Origin of the sequence: Collinsella sp. LCP19S3_F2 (genome assembly GCF_052121015.1) — a bacterium.
Classification (GTDB): Bacteria; Actinomycetota; Coriobacteriia; order Coriobacteriales; family Coriobacteriaceae; genus Collinsella.
Genome location: NZ_JBQKFA010000001.1, coordinates 53,934 through 71,023, shown reverse-complemented (window position 1 = coordinate 71,023; position 17,090 = coordinate 53,934). Strand labels below are relative to the sequence as shown.

At 62.5% G+C, this 17,090-nt stretch carries 18 protein-coding genes; all 18 read right to left on the bottom strand.

All coding sequences use genetic code 11. The features are described from left to right. Positions 1–69: 69 nt before the first annotated feature. Positions 70–387, bottom strand: coding sequence for a phosphoribosyl-ATP diphosphatase (hisE, locus tag ACTQX9_RS00325; protein ID WP_006235893.1), 318 nt, complete (start codon positions 385–387; stop codon positions 70–72). Positions 388–433: 46 nt separating this feature from the next. Next, positions 434–763: a phosphoribosyl-AMP cyclohydrolase gene (gene hisI / locus ACTQX9_RS00320; RefSeq protein WP_427728483.1), complete on the bottom strand. Its 330-nt coding sequence runs from the start codon at positions 761–763 to the stop codon at positions 434–436. Positions 764–905: 142 nt separating this feature from the next. Beyond that, a complete protein-coding gene (hisF, locus tag ACTQX9_RS00315) occupies positions 906–1,688 on the bottom strand; it encodes an imidazole glycerol phosphate synthase subunit HisF (protein ID WP_441540185.1) in 783 nt (260 codons plus the stop codon). A 3-nt stretch (positions 1,689–1,691) separates the two neighbouring features. Then, entirely contained in the window at positions 1,692–2,435 is a 744-nt protein-coding gene (locus tag ACTQX9_RS00310; protein WP_427718862.1) for a HisA/HisF-related TIM barrel protein, read from the bottom strand. Further along, a complete protein-coding gene (locus ACTQX9_RS00305; RefSeq protein ID WP_427728478.1) occupies positions 2,432–3,133 on the bottom strand; it encodes an imidazole glycerol phosphate synthase subunit HisH in 702 nt (233 codons plus the stop codon). Before ACTQX9_RS00305 ends, ACTQX9_RS00310 begins: the two co-directional genes overlap by 4 nt. A 137-nt stretch (positions 3,134–3,270) precedes the next feature. After that, on the bottom strand, positions 3,271–3,858 hold the full coding sequence (gene hisB, locus ACTQX9_RS00300) for an imidazoleglycerol-phosphate dehydratase HisB (protein ID WP_441540184.1): 588 nt from the start codon (positions 3,856–3,858) through the stop codon (positions 3,271–3,273). Further along, on the bottom strand, positions 3,859–4,974 hold the full coding sequence (gene hisC, locus ACTQX9_RS00295) for a histidinol-phosphate transaminase (protein WP_441540183.1): 1,116 nt from the start codon (positions 4,972–4,974) through the stop codon (positions 3,859–3,861). A gap of 1 nt (position 4,975) precedes the next feature. Further along, positions 4,976–6,412: a histidinol dehydrogenase gene (gene hisD, locus ACTQX9_RS00290; RefSeq protein ID WP_152067999.1), complete on the bottom strand. Its 1,437-nt coding sequence runs from the start codon at positions 6,410–6,412 to the stop codon at positions 4,976–4,978. Between the two features lie 105 nt (positions 6,413–6,517). Then, positions 6,518–8,233 carry an ATP phosphoribosyltransferase gene (gene hisG / locus ACTQX9_RS00285; protein WP_441540182.1) on the bottom strand — a complete coding sequence of 572 codons (1,716 nt, stop codon included), beginning with the start codon at positions 8,231–8,233 and terminating at the stop codon, positions 6,518–6,520. Positions 8,234–8,697: 464 nt separating this feature from the next. Continuing rightward, positions 8,698–9,534, bottom strand: coding sequence for a sugar phosphate isomerase/epimerase family protein (locus tag ACTQX9_RS00280; protein WP_441062947.1), 837 nt, complete (start codon positions 9,532–9,534; stop codon positions 8,698–8,700). Between the two features lie 73 nt (positions 9,535–9,607). Beyond that, a complete protein-coding gene (locus tag ACTQX9_RS00275) occupies positions 9,608–10,669 on the bottom strand; it encodes an SIS domain-containing protein (RefSeq protein WP_441540181.1) in 1,062 nt (353 codons plus the stop codon). A gap of 170 nt (positions 10,670–10,839) precedes the next feature. Beyond that, positions 10,840–12,054 (bottom strand): MFS transporter, encoded by a 1,215-nt coding sequence (locus tag ACTQX9_RS00270; protein ID WP_441540180.1) that lies wholly within the window; start codon positions 12,052–12,054, stop codon positions 10,840–10,842. Positions 12,055–12,145: 91 nt separating this feature from the next. Beyond that, positions 12,146–12,979, bottom strand: a complete 834-nt coding sequence (locus ACTQX9_RS00265) for a PTS system mannose/fructose/sorbose family transporter subunit IID (protein ID WP_427719852.1) — start codon at positions 12,977–12,979, stop codon at positions 12,146–12,148. Further along, the gene (locus tag ACTQX9_RS00260; RefSeq protein WP_035137735.1) at positions 12,960–13,733 is read right to left on the bottom strand and encodes a PTS mannose/fructose/sorbose/N-acetylgalactosamine transporter subunit IIC; all 774 of its coding nucleotides are present in this window, start codon (positions 13,731–13,733) and stop codon (positions 12,960–12,962) included. The genes ACTQX9_RS00265 and ACTQX9_RS00260 overlap by 20 nt, the downstream gene beginning before the upstream one ends. 225 nt (positions 13,734–13,958) lie before the next feature. After that, on the bottom strand, positions 13,959–14,849 hold the full coding sequence (locus ACTQX9_RS00255) for a DMT family transporter (protein WP_427719853.1): 891 nt from the start codon (positions 14,847–14,849) through the stop codon (positions 13,959–13,961). A gap of 88 nt (positions 14,850–14,937) precedes the next feature. Beyond that, the gene (locus ACTQX9_RS00250; protein WP_427719852.1) at positions 14,938–15,771 is read right to left on the bottom strand and encodes a PTS system mannose/fructose/sorbose family transporter subunit IID; all 834 of its coding nucleotides are present in this window, start codon (positions 15,769–15,771) and stop codon (positions 14,938–14,940) included. Next, a complete protein-coding gene (locus ACTQX9_RS00245) occupies positions 15,752–16,525 on the bottom strand; it encodes a PTS mannose/fructose/sorbose/N-acetylgalactosamine transporter subunit IIC (RefSeq protein WP_427794525.1) in 774 nt (257 codons plus the stop codon). The genes ACTQX9_RS00250 and ACTQX9_RS00245 overlap by 20 nt, the downstream gene beginning before the upstream one ends. 60 nt (positions 16,526–16,585) lie before the next feature. Next, positions 16,586–17,068, bottom strand: a complete 483-nt coding sequence (locus tag ACTQX9_RS00240; protein WP_427719850.1) for a PTS sugar transporter subunit IIB — start codon at positions 17,066–17,068, stop codon at positions 16,586–16,588. Between the last annotated feature and the right edge of the window lie 22 nt (positions 17,069–17,090).

Sequence of the window (17,090 nt, the reverse complement as noted above, 5' to 3'; positions counted from 1 at the left end):
GCCCTAAGACCGTCAAACAAGAACTGTTCCACCGCAACTTCTATGGTCATCGGGGACGTTCTTTAACGACTAGTGGCGGCGGGCGTTGAGTTCGCCGGCCAGCTCGTCGAGGGTAATGCCGTAGCGCTCAAGCGTCACGAGCAGGTGGTAGACCAGGTCGCCAGCCTCGTAGCGAATGTGATCATGGTCGTTATCCTTGCAGGCCATGATCACCTCGCTCGCCTCCTCGGCAAGCTTCTTGAGCAGCTCATCCTCCACATCGGTCAGCAGTCGAGCGGTATAGCTTTCCTGCGGCGACGCATCGCGACGACCGTGAATCACCTCGGCCAGCCCCGTTAGCGTCTCGCCGATATTTCCATCCTGAACGTTTGCGGTACGCACACCCATGGTTCAATCCTTTCTGGTCGGCCAAGCGCCTGGTCGAGCGCCCGCCCTACGCGAGTTTCTTAAAGAAGCAGGTACGGTTGCCGGTATGGCAGGCCGGACCCGGCGAGTCGACCTTGACCAGCAGCGTATCGCTATCGCAGTCGGCCCAGAGTTCGCGAACCTCCTGCATGTTGCCGCTCGTCGCGCCCTTGTTCCAGAGCTCCTGGCGACTGCGGCTCCAAAACCACGTGGTGCCGGTCTCGAGCGTCAGCCCCACCGACTCCTCGTTCATCCAGGCAACCATGAGCACCTCGCCGGTGTCATACTGCTGAACCACACAAGGAATCAGCCCACGGGCGTCGTACGCAAGCTTTGAAGGATCGGTTATCTCTTCCATTTCTCTCCCCAAATTCAAACTTCGCAGGTCGGCGAGGGTTGTCCAGGTGCCCGAGATTCCGAGCGACAAGCCCGACGACGCGTACTTAAGTACGCGAGGAGGGTTGGAGCCGGAAGGTCGGGTGCCTGGGCAAGCCGCAGCGCTAGAAGTCCAACCTGACAGGGATGCCTTGAGAGGCCATATACTCCTTCACCTGGCGAATGCTGAAGGTTCCAAAGTGAAAGACGCTCGCCGCCAGCACGGCGTCGGCCTCGCCCTCGATCACGCCCTCGGCAAAATGCTCGAGCGTGCCCACGCCGCCGCTCGCGATGACGGGGATTGGCGCCGCGCGGGCCACGGCGCGGGTGAGCGCCAAATCAAAGCCGGCCTTGGTGCCGTCGCGGTCCATGCTGGTGAGCAAGATCTCGCCGGCGCCGCGACGAGCCGCCTCCTCGGCCCACGCCACCGCGTCGATGCCCGTGGCGTTGCGACCTCCTGCGGTAAAGACCTCCCACTTGTCGGCACCGGATGCGCCGGGCAGGCCGACGCGCTTGGCATCGATCGCCACGACCACAGCCTGGCTGCCAAACGCCGCGGCAGCTTGGCTAATCAGCGACGGATCGCGCACGGCCGCCGAGTTGAGCGACACCTTGTCGGCACCGGCGGCAACCATGGTGCGCATGCCCGCCAGGTCGCGAAAGCCGCCGCCCACGGTATAGGGAATGGCGAGCTCCTCGGCCGCATGCGCCGCCATCTCGATGGTCGTCGCGCGGTTGTCGCTCGTGGCAGTAATGTCCAGGAAGACGACCTCGTCCGCACCCTCGCGGTCGTAGGCACGCGCCAGTTCCACCGGATCGCCCGCATCGCGCAAGCTCACAAAGTTAACTCCCTTGACCACGCGGCCGTCCTTGACGTCCAGGCAGGGAATTACGCGCTTGGTAAGCATGGGCTACTCCTCCCCTCGGGCGGCGGCCAACGCCTGGGCCAGCGTAAAGTTGCCCTCGTAGAGTGCACGGCCGGTAATGGCGCCTTCAATCGCGCCCTCACCCACCGCGGCCAGTGCGCGGATGTCGTCGAGCGTCGAGATGCCGCCCGATGCCACGACGGGAAAGCCCGCGACCTCGGCCACATGGCGATACGCCGCCACATCGATACCCGTCTGCATGCCATCGCGCGCGATGTCGGTATACACCAGATGCTTAAAGCCCAGCTCGGAAAGCTGCGCCACGGCATCGTCGAGCGCCACACCTGCGCCGTCGCGCCAGCCGTTCACCTTGACCTGACCGTCGCGCGCGGCGATGTCTGCCACCAGCAACTCGCCAAAGCCTTGGGCTGCCACTTCGGCAAAACCCGGCTCGGTCACCAGCACGGTGCCCAGCGCGATACGGCATGCGCCGTAGCCTGCCAACTCGTCGATGCGCGCAAGCGAGCGGACGCCGCCGCCCACGTCCACGGACAGACCGTCGACGCCGCAGATGGCCTTAATCGCCGCCGAGTTGGCAGCGCGTGCGCCCTCGTCCTCGCCAAAGGCAGCGGACAGGTCGACGACGTGCACCCAGCTCGCGCCCTGTTCGGCAAACGTGCGGGCAACGGCCACGGGATCGTCGGAATATACCTTGCAGCGGCTGCGGTCACCGCGCTCCAGGCGCACGACCTTGCCGCCAATCAGATCGATTGCGGGAAACAGGATCATCGGCCAACCTCCTCGACGATGCTCACAAAGTTCTTAAGGATGCGCTGACCCAGCGCGGAGGATTTCTCGGGATGGAACTGGCAGCCCCACACGTTGCCATGGCGCACGATGCACGGGAAGCTCCGCGTATAGTGTGTGCACGCCAGCACATCGGCGGCATCGGCGTCGTCAGCCACCGCGTAGCTGTGGGTGAAGTACATGTTGGCACCCTCGGCAAAACCGGCAAGCAGCGGATCGGCCGCACCGGCGGGCGTCATGTGCACCTGGTCCCAGCCCACGTGCGGCACCTTCAGTCGGCTCGACTCCAAGCGCGTGCACGAACCGCGCATAATGCCCAGGCCATCGACCCAGGGACCGCCAGCCTGCTCGGGGGCGCTGCCGTCGGCGACCGCGCCCTCGTCCGCAGGCACGCCCTCGTTGCCGCGCTCAAAAAATAGCTGAAGGCCCAGGCAGATGCCGAGCAGCGGAGTTCCGGCGGCAACGGCGTCGAGCACCGCGTCCGCCTCGCCGCTCTGGCGCATAAAGGCGATCGCGTCATAGAACGCACCCACGCCCGGGATGACCAGGCCGTCGGCGCGGCGGATCTGCTCCGGGTCGTCCGACGTGCAGGCGGCGGCACCGGCGCGCACAAGCCCGCGCACGACGCTCGACAAGTTGCCCTTGTGGTAGTCGACCACCACGATCTTCGGTTCGCCCACGCGACCCTCCTTTTTCCCATTCAAAACCTGCCAAAAAGGGACAGGTTTATTTTGGTCGGTTAAACGTTCACCCACCGTATGAGACAACATTTCCGCAGATAAAACCTGCCAAAATAAACCTGTCCCTTTTTGGCAGGCTACAGCGAGCCCTTGGTGCTGGGGATGCCCTGCACGCGGGGATCGAGCTCGCAGGCGTGGCGCATCGTGCGGCCCACGGCCTTAAAGGCGGCCTCGATAATGTGATGCGAGTTGCCGCCTGCGAACTCGCGCACGTGCAGCGTGAGCTTGGCATCGCGCGCAAAGGCATAGAAGAACTCGACGGCCAGCTCGGTATCGAAGCTGCCCACACGTTCGGTCGGCACGGGCAGCTCGCAGTAGGCCTGGCCGCGACCCGAAATGTCCACGGCGGCCATCACGAGCGTCTCGTCCATGGCAATCGCCGCGTCTGCAAAGCGCGTAATACCCGCCTTGTCGCCCAGCGCTTGGCAAAACGCCTCACCCAGCACAATGCCCGTGTCCTCGACGGTATGGTGCGCGTCGACCTCCACGTCGCCTACTGCATGCACCGTCAAATCAAACAGGCCATGGCGGCCAAAGGCGTTGAGCATGTGGTCGAAAAACGGCACTCCGGTCGAGATATCGCACACGCCGCATCCGTCCAGGTCGAGTTTGACAACAATATCGGTCTCCCCCGTCTTGCGGGTCACCTCGGCATAACGGCTCATCTACATCTCCTCCTTCACCAGCGCGGCAAACGCAGCCAGCACCTCATCGTTTTCCTGCGGGGTGCCCACGGTAATGCGCAGACAGTCCGCAAGCCCCGGCGCGTAGCTAAAGTCGCGCACCAAAATCGAATACTCGTCGCGCAGGCGCTCACGCACGCGCGTAGCATGCGGCGTGCGCACGAGCACAAAGTTCGCTGCACTCGGCCATGCCTCCACGGGCAGACCCCCGGCAGCCATTGCGCGCAGGGCACACAGTTCGCGCTCGCGCTCGGATGCGACCTGTGCCACCACGGGCGCATACGCATCGCGGGCGCGCACGCAGGCAAGCGCCGCCGCCTGGCTCAGCACGTTGACCGAATAGATCTGGCGAATCGCCGCGAACACGTCGATGACCTCGGGCGCCGCAATCACATAGCCCAGACGCGTGCCGGCGGCGCCAAACGCCTTGGACAGCGTATGCAGGATCACCAGGTTGGGATGCTCGGAGATAAGTCCCTGCGCTGTGGTGGCCGCGCCAAACGAATCATCGGCAAACTCCACGTAGGCCTCGTCGACCATCACCATGCCGGGGCACGCATCGCACAGGGCCGCGACAAAGTCGAGCGGCGCCACATCACCCGTGGGGTTATTGGGCGAGGTCACAATGGCCAAGTTGCACTCGGGCACCGCCGCGAGCACGGCAGCCTGGTCGAGCTCAAAGGTCGCCGGGTCGCGCCACACGTCGCGCACCTCGGTCTGGCAGAGCGACGCAAAGAACGCATACTCGCTAAAACACGGTGGGCAGTTGAGCAGGGTCCGCCCCGCGCCGCCAAACGCCAGCAGGTAGTTATAGAGCAGCTCGTCGCCGCCGTTGCCCACGCAGATATTCTCGCGCGCCACGCCATGCCAAGCGGCAAGCTCGTCGCGCAGGTCGTTCGACATGGGATCGGGGTAGCGGTTGAGCGGCGTGGCAGCCAGGGCGGCGTCGACCGCCTCGCGCACGCCAGCCGGCACGGGATAGGTGTTCTCGTTGGCCGAAAGGTTGATGCGCGTGGGCGTAAAGTTGGGGTTGTAGGGCTCAATGCCAGCCAAGTAGGGCTGGACGAGCTCCTTCATGCGAGACGTCAGCTCGGCCATATTAGGCCTCCTCGCCGGTCGCGCCAGCGCCATCCGCGCTTGCAGCCGCTAGGTCCACACCCTCGGCGACCGTCGCCACGGCGTCGCCCGGCCAGGCGACCTTGGTCAGGTCGGCCGCGGCCAGAGACTCAGCACTCACGGCACCCTCGCCCTGCTCCAGCACACGGCGACGCAGCGCGGCGGAAAGCGCGTGCGCCCACAGGCCCTCGGCCTCGGCCAGGCGCTGCGTCGCGGGAGCGTCCGAGAGCAGGCCCTCGGGCGTATAGCAAATGACGCTCGAGCGCTTGACGAATTCTTCGACCGAAAGCGGGTTGGAGAACATGGCCGTGCCGCCGGTCGGCAGCGTGTGGTTGGGGCCGGCAACATAATCGCCAAGCGGCTCGGAGCTCCAAGCGCCCACAAAGATGGCGCCGGCGTTGCGAATGCCGCCGAGCAGGCCCATCGCATCCTTGCAGTGCAGCTCCAGGTGTTCGGGCGCCACGGTGTTCACCGCCTCGACGGCAGCAGCCATATCGGCGGCCACCACGATGGTGCCCTCGTTGTCGAGCGAGGCGCGCGTGATCTCGGCACGCGGGGACTGTGCCACCAAAATGTCGATACCCGCCTCGACCTCGCGCGCAAACTGCTCGTCGCAGGTCACCAGATAGCAGGCTGCTAGCGGATCGTGCTCGGCCTGGGCCATCAGGTCGGCCGCGACCACCATGGGCTTGGCCGTGGCATCTGCCAGCACGCAGACCTCGGAGGGACCGGCGACCATGTCGATGCCCACGTCGCCCGAGACAATCTGCTTGGCCGCGGCAACAAAGGCGTTGCCCGGACCGGTGATTTTGTCGACGCGAGGAATGGTCTCGGTACCGTATGCCAGCGCGGCCACGGCCTGGGCGCCGCCCACCATATAGATTTCGTCCACGCCGCCGAGCTTTGCCGCCGCGAGCGTGTAGGGACTGATCAGGCCATCTTTTTGCGGCGGGGTCACCATGACCACGCGCTCGACGCCGGCGACCTTGGCGGGAATGGCATTCATGAGCACCGTGGAGGGATACTGCGCGCGACCGCCCGGCACGTAGATGCCGGCCGCCGCAAGCGGGGTCACCTTAACGCCGAGCATGGTGCCATCTGCACGCGTGGTAAACCAGCTCTGCTCGACCTCGCGCTGGTGGAACTCGCGAATCTGGCGCGCAGCCTTCTCGAGCGCCGCGACAAAGGCCGGATCGAGGCCCTCGAGCGCGGCATCGATCTGCTCTTGCGGCAGACGGAAGCTCTGCAGCTCAACACCATCAAAACGCTGGCAGTAGTCGCGCACCGCGGCATCGCCGTTGGCGCGCACGTTGGCCACGATATCGCGGGCGGCGTCGACGATGTTTTGCGGCAGCACGCCCTTACGGTTGAGCTGGTTGGTAACGAGACGCTCACCGGGAGCAAGCTTGATAGTCTTCATATCGGTATCCCCTATCGGTCGAGGTTGTGTTCGAAAAACGAGAGGCCGGGCGGCGGCGCCCATCGGCCCGCAGCCCAGACGTTGGGGCGCCCGTGCGTGCTCGCGCTATTGTGCCGAGCCCGCAACAGGCTCAAAATGCTTATCCTTAACGGCCGCCGCCAAGCGATCTGCCAGATTGCGTACGCGCGGATCCAAGCGAGCGGCACCCGGGTTGACAAAAAAGCGCGCCGTGCAGTCCATAATGCGGCCGGTGATGACCAAATCGTTGTCGCGCAGCGTGGCACCCGTAGCGGTAATATCCACGATGCGATCGGTCATGCCGACGATGGGGCCCAGCTCGATGTTACCGTGCAGCGAGACGATATCGGCGTTCACACCGCGCTCGGCATACCAGGCACTCGCGATGCGCGGATATTTGGTAGCCACGCGAAGCGACCCGCGGCGGGCATAGTTGCGCTCGGCCTGACCGGCGCGCCACGCGGGCTCCGCCTCGATAAAGGTGCACAGGCCATAGCCCAAGTCGACCAGCTGCAGCAGGTTGAGGTCGGCCTCGATGAGCGAATCCCAGCCGCAGATGCCGCAATCGGCGCCACCGCAGCCCACAAAGGCGGGCGCATCGCTGGGTCGCACGATAACAAACTCGATATCGCCGACCGTGCCCTCACCGGCACGCGTGTCGCGACCGCGCACAATCAGGTGACGGCCGGGGTCACGCAACTCAGAGACGTCCAGGCCCGCGGCCTCGAGCACGTCGAGCGTGTCAGCCTTAAGCGAGCCCTTGGGCACGGCAATGCGCAGCGGACCCTCGGCGCCACGGCCCGCGGCGTGATCGCCGTCGGAAGCAGCGTCCTCTGCCGAGGTACGCGCGGCCTCCAAACGCTCGAGCGAAAAGGCGAAGCCCGCCGCCGGCACCTCGATGCCGCCGCCAAATGCACCGGTAAAGATGGAGTCGTAGCGTCCGCCCGAACCGACCGGATCGGGCAAGCCACCGGCATAGGCCTTAAAGACCAGGCCCGTGTAGTAATCGAAAGAGTTCATAATGGAGAAATCGAACGACAGCACCTGGGCGTCCTCGGGAGCCAAACCCTCGACCAGGGCACGCAGCTCGCGCGTCGGCGGCGCGGCGATACCGGCGGCCTCCAGCAGCGCGTCCACGCGGTCGAGCACCTCGGCACCACCGTGCAGGCGCGGCAGCTCGCTAATGGCGGCCTTGACGGCATCAGACTCGGTGCTGGCAGCCACGCGGGCATCGAGACCCACAAAGTCGTTGGCATGCACGCAGCGCAGGGCCTCGGCTGCCAGCTCGCGATCCTCGCACACCGCGAGCAGCTCCTTAAAAGGACGCACGCTACCTGCGATAATACGAGCATCGGGAAGCGCCAGCTTACGCACGGCCTCGGCCACCAGCGAAACAATCTCTACATCGCCCGCGGTATCGCCCGCACCGATAAGCTCAAAGCCCAGCTGCGTAAACTGACGCGAGCCACCGGCATTGCGCTGGCACTCGCGAACCACCGGCGCCTCGTAGCGAAGGCGCAGGGGCAGATCGGCCGCACGCATGCGGGTCGAAACCAGGCGCACGATCGGCAGCGTGTTGTCGGGACGGACCACCAGCAGGCGACCGTCGTCATCAAAGAGCTTAAACGGCGTGTCCGCAATGCGGCCGCCCTCCTCGAGCGAACCCTTGTCCTCGAGCAGCGGCGTCTCGACCGGAAGGTAATGATGCTCCCTTAAGCAGCCCTTCACCGTATACGCGATCTCCTCGCGTGCCTGAGCCTCCTCGGGCAATATGTCCCGGAATCCCCACGGTGTGGCCGTCATCTGGTGAGCCTCCTCATGCTGTGTTTCTTATAGAACAGAAGACCGGCATAGCTCCGCCGGTCTTCTGGGTACTTTAGCATACTAGAGTGCTTGCGGGGAGAACCGTCCCCCTCGGCTCACAGCGTATTCATTTGGAAACAATGGAGGAGGCACATCCCGCCCGCCGGCCAAAAACTGGGATGCGGTTTCCGGTTGAGACTTCTGGCGGAAACTGCGCCCCGAAATTACAGTCCAGAACGGGATGCGGTTTCCGGTTGAGGTCTTCAGCGGAAAGTGCGTCCCGGAATTTGGGCTTGGAATGGGATGTACTTTCCGGATAGGACCGCATACGGAAAGTACATCCCATTCTGGAGGCTCATTCCGGGACAGGCTTTCCGGTTGGGCTTCAAGCGGAAAGTCTGTCCCATTTCTCAGAGAGCGCCAAACTAAAATTCGCCAAACGCCAGCTCGGCGCCCTGTCCCACTTAGGCGCCAATCGCACGACGATACTCTGCCATTACCTGCGCATCGGCAGCTGCGGGGTCGGCAAAATAGCGCCAGTCATAGGTCTCGGCCGAAACAACTCCGCGATAGCCGCGCGCCACCAGCCTATCCAGGTCGGCGCGCATATCGCGGTCGCCGTCACCCCAGGCAAGATGCGTCGTGCCGTCTGCCGCAACATCGACAAAATGCACGTGGGCGACATCATCGCCAAGCAGATCGAAATAATCGTCGATGGTATCCCCTGCCACCGCCATAGCGCCCAAATCCAGACACGCCTTAAGTGCCGGATGATCAACTGCCTCGATCATGCGCTTCGTGTCGGCCGCCGAGTTCACGATCATCGACTCAACCGGCTGTAGGGCCTCGAGCACCAGTCGCACGCCGCGCTCTCCCGCATGCTCGCCAATCGCACGCAGCATCGAGGCGCTGCGACCCCACGCGTCCTCGATCGGCTCGTTCAAAAATGCCCAGCCGCTCGAGACCATGACCTGCTCGGCTCCAAGTTCCGTCGCGATATCCACAACGTTCTTAAAGTACGCGAGCGTGCGGGCGCGCGCCTCATTCCCGCGCGCCGCGATATTCCACGGCTTGGGGTTGTTCTGTTCGGGACAAAGCCCCACAATCCGAACCCCATACCGCTGTGATAGCTCCCGCACCTGCTCGAGCGAATCGTATCCATGGCAATCGACATACAGATGCATCGCCCCGGTCCAAAGCTCGCAACACGTGTAGCCCGAGGCCGCTGCCGAAGAAAAGAACTCCTCAAGGTCAAAATAACGATGGCTGATATTCATGGCGGCAAGCTGGGGATAGCTCATAATTACTCTCCAACCTAAGCGAGGCCCCGTTCCATATAGGAGCGAGGCCCAATTACACAAACGTTATTTGCTCTTAGTAGTCGAACTGGTGATAGTAGCGACGGTAGTTGAGGTTGTGCTTGGTGACCGTCTCGTAGTAAGCGGCAAGGCGATCGGTGATCAGCGAGGAGAGGATCCACGGAGACACGATGACGCGGAACTCGTCGTCAAGGCCGGGGATCGCGAACTCGGCGGTGTCGATGACGTTGATGTCGGTGTCGCCGGTCACGCCGCGGGTCAGGAAGGCGCGGACGCGCTCGTCGAGCTTGCGGTTCTCGTCCTCGCCCATGAACAGGAAGACCGGGACGCCGGGCTCCACGAGCTCGAGGGTGCCGTGGAAGAAGTCGGCCGAGGTGATGTAGCGGGTGCGCTTCCACTGCATCTCCTCGAGGATGCACATCGAGAAGAGGATGGTCTCGCCCCACAGGGCGCCGGAGCCGATGAACATGGTGTAGGGGGCCAGGGCGTACTTCTTGGCGAGCTCCTCGGCGCGCGGCTCGAAGCGCTTGCGGATATCGAGCATGTCCTTCCAGATGTCCTTGGTCTGCTCGATGAACAGGTCGAACTTGGGGAAGCAGCCGCGGCGGTTGAGCAGGCGCAGGCCGAAGCAGTCGGCGAGGTAGTAGCCCATCTCGCAGCCGCCGTTACCATGATCGGAAGCCATCTTGACGCAGTTCTCGGCACCCACAGCCTGGCCGATGGGGCCCTCGGGCTTGGTCATGGCGTAGACGCGCACGCCCATGCCCTTCATCTTCTTGACGGCCTCGAGGACCTCGGGGGTGGTTCCGGACTCGGAGGCGGTGAGCACGACGGACTTCTCGGTCATGCGCTTGTGGCCCATGACGTTCCACTCGGCGGCGTGGATCAGGTAGACCTCGAGGTCGCGGTCGCCGAACTTGTTCATGAGGTACTCGAGCTGCATGAGCTCGTCCCAGGTGCCGCCGACGCCCATCAGGAACACGGCGTCGTAGCCCTCGTCGGCGACCTTGTCGGCGAGCGCGGTCATCTTCTTGCCGGTCTCGTAGAGCGCCTTGCCGTCCTCGAGGTAGCCCTCCTGGTCGAAATGCATGATCTCGATCTTCTCGGTTTCCTTCATGGCTTTTCCTTTCTGTCCTGCACGCAACTCTATACATCGCGTTTATTTTCGATACCAATTATAGACATACACCTAACGTGTTTTTAATACCACTTATCAATCTGTTCCAATCATCGGTGAACGGTCGAAATTCTCTGGTGAGTGGTATTAAATTAGAATTGAATGTATAGCTAACGCCTCTGGCGCCTCCCTTGTGTGACAAAGAACAGCGTTCCTACCAGCGCAATAATGGTCGATGCTCCAAACAGTACCGTCTGGACGCCCAAAGCCTCCGCCAAAAACGGAGCCGCCAGCAGCGGCAGCACGCCGGCGCTCATCAGGCCAAAACGCACAAAGCCGGTAATGCGCCCCAGGTATTTGATGTCGGCGCGCTCCTGAATCAAGATCATCTGCAGCGGTTCCAGGAATCCCCAGGCCAGACCGTTAATCGCTTGACCGATAATCGCGACCCCCAGCATATCGGTGCCCACGTACACCATGGACCCAATGCCCACGGCCATGAGCGCGCCGAGCAACAATCGCAGGTTGACATGGCGAGCAGAAAGCTTGGTCAGGATGAACGCGCCCACCGAGGAAGTGAGGCCCACGACCGAGGACAGCCAGCCCAGCCAGACGATATCCACGTTGAGCACATCGCGGTAGAACAACGACTCCAGCGAATCGAACGCGCCAAACGCAAAGAAACCCAAAAAGCCCGAGATAAAGATGAGACGCAGATCGTGGTCGCGAAACGTAAGTCGCGCGCCCTCGGCCATGCCGCCCAGAATACCGCCCTTCGGCTTCTCCCCTTTTGCGGGAGCAACACACTCGTGACAGCCCAAGGAAAGCACGGCCGCCACACCCATCATGCCCGCCATAAGCAGATAGACCGATTGCGTGGCAAAACAGCTCACGATGGCACCACCGAGCAGCGGGCCAGCGGTATAGGCGATATTGCTGTAGAACACCATGAGGCCGTTCACGCGGGTACGGCCCTCGGTGGTCGACTCCAGGTATCCCGGAAACGCATGCGTGCAGGTGTTGATAAAGCCGCCCGCAAGTCCCAAGACGCACGCGGCAAACACAAGCCCGGGGACAGACAACGGCGCCAACCCCACGCCAAGCGATAGCACTGCCGTAATCACGCACGTCACAAACGACGTCCGGCGCGGTCCAAAGCGGTCGATGACCGAACCCGACACCATATTGCCCACCGACGTCATAAGATTGCGCGCGAGCGTAATGGCGGCAACCAAAAAGGCCGTGCCAGCCAGATCATACGTGGCCGCACCGATAAGCCCCAAAAAGTAGACCGCGTTGTTGGCGCACCACTGCAGGGACTCAATAAGAATCAGCCTGACCTCCGCCGGCTTCAGGCGCATTGCTTCGCGATCCTTCGCGAACATACGAACTCCTTTTACATAAAAAAGGGATGGAGGGCATAGGCCTGCTCCATCCCCTTTCCAGGTTGCAACGAAAATCTATGCAGCTGGGCCCTTACGCCAGCACGCCGAAGAACGCGCCGACGATGCCCACGGCCATGGTGGCCACGATCAGCACCATGGGGTTGATCTTCTTGGACAGCAGCCAGTAGTACAGCCAGAAGGCGAGCATGCCGAGCATGCCGGGCATGATGCCGTCCAGGATGTCCTGGAGGGTCTGGGCGTCCTCGCCCGAGCCGATGGCCACCGGGATGCTGGCCCAGAACATGTCCTTGCACATGGCGCCCACGACCATGACGCCCACGATTCCCACGCAGGTCATGATCTTCTGCATGAGGCCGGTCCTCTGGGCCTCGTCCAGGAAGCCCACGCCCAGCTCGTAGCCCTTGACGGCGCCCCAGATGCGCAGCGCGAAGCCGGGGACGTTGTAGATGAGCAGGAAGGCGATGGGGCCGAAGGGGTTGCCGGCCTGGCACAGGCTGATGCCCACCGCGGCGGCGACCACGCGCAGCGTCGACAGGAAGATGGAGTCGCCGATGCCCGACAGCGGGCCCATGAGGGCGGCCTTGACGTCGTTGACGCTCTCGGGCTCGATCTCGCCGCGGGCGACCTTCTCCTCCATGGCCATCGCGATGCCGCCGACGAACGGGGCGAACTGGACGGTGATGTTGAAGAACGCGCAGTGGCGGTGCAGGGCCTCGGCGTAGTCGTCGGGGCGGCCGGCGTAGATCTTCTTGAGCATGTTGGCGACCATCAGGCAGAAGGCGATGTTCATCTGCTTGTAGTAGGTCCAGGAGAACTCCATGCCCAGGGCGCCGGTGTTGACGGCGCTCTTGATGAGGTCGGAGCGCGTGATCTTGTTCTCGGGACTAGAAGTCATCGTCCTCATCCCCTTCCGCGGAGAGCTGGGGCTGGGCTCCGCCCAGGCCGAGCAGGTCGAACTTGTCGATGCCGATGATGATGGCGATCAGGGCGACGCCCAGGACGGGCACGTTGGCGTAGGAGCACAGCAGAAAGCCCAGGAAGTAGAAGGGCACGAGCTGCTTGGTGAGCACCAGGCGGCCGAGCATGGCGAAGCCCATGGCAGGCAGGATGTTGGCGGCAACGCCGCAACCGTCGATGATGAAGGGCGGGATGAAGTCGAGCAGGCCCTGGATGGCGTCGGAACCCAAATAGAAGGCGCCGCCGCACAGCAGGAAGTACTCGACGCAGCCCCAGATTCCAATTCCCCAATGAACGGCGTAGATGCCTTTGAGGTTTCCCTTGAGGGCGAACTTGTCTGCCATATCGACAAACACAGGGAACAAGGCATTGGTAATGTTGCCGATCGTCAGTGCAAGGACGGCGATGGGCATGGCGAGCGCGATGGCCGTCTCGGTACCCTGACCGAGCTGAATGGCAAACGCGCAGGCGAGCACGCCGCCGACGGTTTCGTTAGGCGGCACGTAGGCGCCGATGGAGATCGAGCCCATGAACAGCAACTCCAGGCTGGCGCCAACGGCAAGGCCAGTCTGCAGGTCCCCCAGCACCAGGCCCACGAGCGGGCACAGGACGATGGGGCGGAACGCGTAGAGGGTGCCGAGCTGGTAGTCGAGGCATCCAAACGCTCCGACTAAGCCGACGAGTATTGCTTGGACAAGCATAATTCCTCCCAATAAGGAATCTCGAACCGTCGTCACTCCCGTCGCGCGCGTTGTTGATATCAATTCCGGGAGTTCGATTCCACGGCTCGAAGCGTACCTGGTGTGCTGCTAACACCCATGCCAGGCACAAATGATTTGATACCAATTATAGGTATGCAGGTTCTTACTATTTAATACCACTCGCTCAGCGGAGTGTTTTTTACCGTAAACGGCAGACGTATCCCGTCAGGCGCGCTCTTTGTTTCGATGGAGGACAAGCGTCACCAGAAAGCCATCGCCAAAGGCATCGGATGCCAAGTTGGCCATAATCACCAAAACGATAATCGCTGCGCCCAAAAACTCGTTCCAGCGAAAGACCTCGCCAAAGAGGAGCGCCGACCAGCAGGGAGCGAGCACGACCTCACTCATGCAAACCAAGTTGGCCGCAAACGCGTTGGTGCGCGCAATCCCCTTGGCATACAGCACACTCGCAAGGCCGCTGCAAAAAAGGCCATGCACCAGCATAAGCCCCCACTCAAAGGGTTTCACGGAGCCTAGGTCGCCGGCAAAATAGACGATCGGAAGTATCGAGATGCCGCAGGAGATGAGCGAGGACACCATAGGCGACGCATCGGGGCGAGAGTTTAAAAAGAAACACAGCCCAAAGGTGGCGCCCGAAATGACGGCAAGCAGATTTCCGAGCATGCCCTCGGCACTCAAATCACCTAAAAAGAAAAGTCCCATACCCGTAAAAGCAACCACCACGGAGGCAATCTTCGCAGGCGAGGGCAACGTGCGAGTTGCGAGCGATTGATACACGATAACGAAAATCATCGAGGTGTACTGCAGAACGATCGCGTTGCCGACCGTCGTGAGCTGGTTGGCAAAGTTAAACGTGGTGCCCGTCACGAAGTTGCAGACGGCCACAAGGACAATAAGACGGCTGACGCGAAAGACGGGCCTGCCGACGAGCAGGATAAAGAGCGCCATAAATATTGCCGTAACGGCACCTATCAAAAGAGCTGACTGCGAATTGGCGCGAACGAGGATGCCGATAAAACTCCACAAGAGCGCCGTGCCAAATAGATACATCGCCCCGCTCACGCCATTATCGGGTGGATTGTCAGATCGAATCACGAAGCACCTCCAGCTAGCTTTCGGTAATAAAAAACGGCGACCGCAATGGGTCGCCGTTTCCCTTGGGGGCAGAATAGAACGCAGGAACCTACGCCAGCACGCCGAAGAACGCGCCGACGATGCCCACGGCCATGGTGGCCACGATCAGCACCATGGGGTTGATCTTCTTGGACAGCAGCCAGTAGTACAGCCAGAAGGCGAGCATGCCGAGCATGCCGGGCATGATGCCGTCCAGGATGTCCTGGAGGGTCTGGGCGTCCTCGCCCGAGCCGATGGCCACCGGGATGCTGGCCCAGAACATGTCCTTGCACATGGCGCCCACGACCATGACGCCCACGATTCCCACGCAGGTCATGATCTTCTGCATGAGGCCGGTCCTCTGGGCCTCGTCCAGGAAGCCCACGCCCAGCTCGTAGCCCTTGACGGCGCCCCAGATGCGCAGCGCGAAGCCGGGGACGTTGTAGATGAGCAGGAAGGCGATGGGGCCGAAGGGGTTGCCGGCCTGGCACAGGCTGATGCCCACCGCGGCGGCGACCACGCGCAGCGTCGACAGGAAGATGGAGTCGCCGATGCCCGACAGCGGGCCCATGAGGGCGGCCTTGACGTCGTTGACGCTCTCGGGCTCGATCTCGCCGCGGGCGACCTTCTCCTCCATGGCCATCGCGATGCCGCCGACGAACGGGGCGAACTGGACGGTGATGTTGAAGAACGCGCAGTGGCGGTGCAGGGCCTCGGCGTAGTCGTCGGGGCGGCCGGCGTAGATCTTCTTGAGCATGTTGGCGACCATCAGGCAGAAGGCGATGTTCATCTGCTTGTAGTAGGTCCAGGAGAACTCCATGCCCAGGGCGCCGGTGTTGACGGCGCTCTTGATGAGGTCGGAGCGCGTGATCTTGTTCTCGGGACTAGAAGTCATCGTCCTCATCCCCTTCCGCGGAGAGCTGGGGCTGGGCTCCGCCCAGGCCGAGCAGGTCGAACTTGTCGATGCCGATGATGATGGCGATCAGGGCGACGCCCAGGACGGGCACGTTGGCGTAGGAGCACAGCAGAAAGCCCAGGAAGTAGAAGGGCACGAGCTGCTTGGTGAGCACCAGGCGGCCGAGCATGGCGAAGCCCATGGCAGGCAGGATGTTGGCGGCAACGCCAAAGCCAGCAAGGACAAAGTCGGGGATAAAGTCGAGCACGCCCTGGATAGCGTCAGCACCCAGATAGAACGACAGCGAGCACAACAGGAACGCCATGATGATACCGGTGGAACCGATCAGGAAGTGCATCGCATAGACGCCCTTAAGGTTGCCCCGGGCAGAGAAAACATCGGCGCGGTCAACCAAAATCGGCAGGGCGGCGTTGAGGATGTTCTTGATGGCAAGGCACAGCGTGGCGATGGGCATAGCGAGCGCGATGGCTGCCTCGGTGCTCTGGCCCAGCTGGATAGCGAAGGCACAGGCGAGCACGCCGCCGATCGTCTCATCGGGCGGCACGTAGGCACCGATGGAGATTGAGCCCATGAACAGCAGCTCCAGGCTCGCACCGATCGCGAGGCCGGACTGCAGGTCCCCCAGCACCAGGCCCACGAGCGGGCACAGGACGATGGGGCGGAACGCATAGAGCGTACCGAGCTGGTAGTCGAACTTACCAAACGCGGCGATAAGTCCGATGAGGATTGCTTGGGTAAGCATACATCCCCCTTTCCTAATAGGACACTACGAAGAACCCGCAGGCTCTTCGAAATTAAACGCCTAGAGCACGCTTGCGCAGTCGACCTTGGGGTCGTCGGCCAGAGGACGAATCTCGACCTCGACGCCGCGGCTCAGCATCTCGCGCACATCGGCTTCCTCGGCCGCAGTCAGGAAGATCTGACGAGAGACCTGACGAGCATCGGGGCGCTTCTCGTCCTTGGGCTTGGTGTTGCCCAGGTTGACCGACTTGATCTGCGGGCAGCCCTCAACAAGCTGCTTTGCCTCAGCGATGGTGGCGACGCAGATAATCATCTTGTATTTGTCAGTCACACCCGAGTTAATGGCCTCGATGGCATTCGCCATATCCTTGATGACGAGCTTGCAGCCGGCAGGCTTGCCCATCTTGAGCGTCGTCTTCCACACCGGGTCGTTAGCGACCTTATCGCCCACGCAGAAGATGCAGTTGGAGCCGAGGCCCTGAACCCAGGAAACTGCGACCTGGCCATGAAGCAGGCGATGGTCGACGCGAAGTAGCTGAATCATAATGTGACCCCCCAAAGGTCTT

Bases quoted from the DNA above. Each gene is read 5' to 3' on its own strand.
- hisE (WP_006235893.1), bottom strand. From the start codon at position 387: ATGGGTGTGCGTACCGCAAACGTTCAGGATGGAAATATCGGCGAGACG.
- hisI (WP_427728483.1), bottom strand. From the start codon at position 763: ATGGAAGAGATAACCGATCCTTCAAAGCTTGCGTACGACGCCCGTGGG.
- hisF (WP_441540185.1), bottom strand. From the start codon at position 1,688: ATGCTTACCAAGCGCGTAATTCCCTGCCTGGACGTCAAGGACGGCCGC.
- ACTQX9_RS00310 (WP_427718862.1), bottom strand. From the start codon at position 2,435: ATGATCCTGTTTCCCGCAATCGATCTGATTGGCGGCAAGGTCGTGCGC.
- hisB (WP_441540184.1), bottom strand. From the start codon at position 3,858: ATGAGCCGTTATGCCGAGGTGACCCGCAAGACGGGGGAGACCGATATT.
- hisC (WP_441540183.1), bottom strand. From the start codon at position 4,974: ATGGCCGAGCTGACGTCTCGCATGAAGGAGCTCGTCCAGCCCTACTTG.
- hisD (WP_152067999.1), bottom strand. From the start codon at position 6,412: ATGAAGACTATCAAGCTTGCTCCCGGTGAGCGTCTCGTTACCAACCAG.
- hisG (WP_441540182.1), bottom strand. From the start codon at position 8,233: ATGACGGCCACACCGTGGGGATTCCGGGACATATTGCCCGAGGAGGCT.
- ACTQX9_RS00280 (WP_441062947.1), bottom strand. From the start codon at position 9,534: ATGAGCTATCCCCAGCTTGCCGCCATGAATATCAGCCATCGTTATTTT.
- ACTQX9_RS00275 (WP_441540181.1), bottom strand. From the start codon at position 10,669: ATGAAGGAAACCGAGAAGATCGAGATCATGCATTTCGACCAGGAGGGC.
- ACTQX9_RS00270 (WP_441540180.1), bottom strand. From the start codon at position 12,054: ATGTTCGCGAAGGATCGCGAAGCAATGCGCCTGAAGCCGGCGGAGGTC.
- ACTQX9_RS00265 (WP_427719852.1), bottom strand. From the start codon at position 12,979: ATGAGGACGATGACTTCTAGTCCCGAGAACAAGATCACGCGCTCCGAC.
- ACTQX9_RS00260 (WP_035137735.1), bottom strand. From the start codon at position 13,733: ATGCTTGTCCAAGCAATACTCGTCGGCTTAGTCGGAGCGTTTGGATGC.
- ACTQX9_RS00250 (WP_427719852.1), bottom strand. From the start codon at position 15,771: ATGAGGACGATGACTTCTAGTCCCGAGAACAAGATCACGCGCTCCGAC.
- ACTQX9_RS00245 (WP_427794525.1), bottom strand. From the start codon at position 16,525: ATGCTTACCCAAGCAATCCTCATCGGACTTATCGCCGCGTTTGGTAAG.
- ACTQX9_RS00240 (WP_427719850.1), bottom strand. From the start codon at position 17,068: ATGATTCAGCTACTTCGCGTCGACCATCGCCTGCTTCATGGCCAGGTC.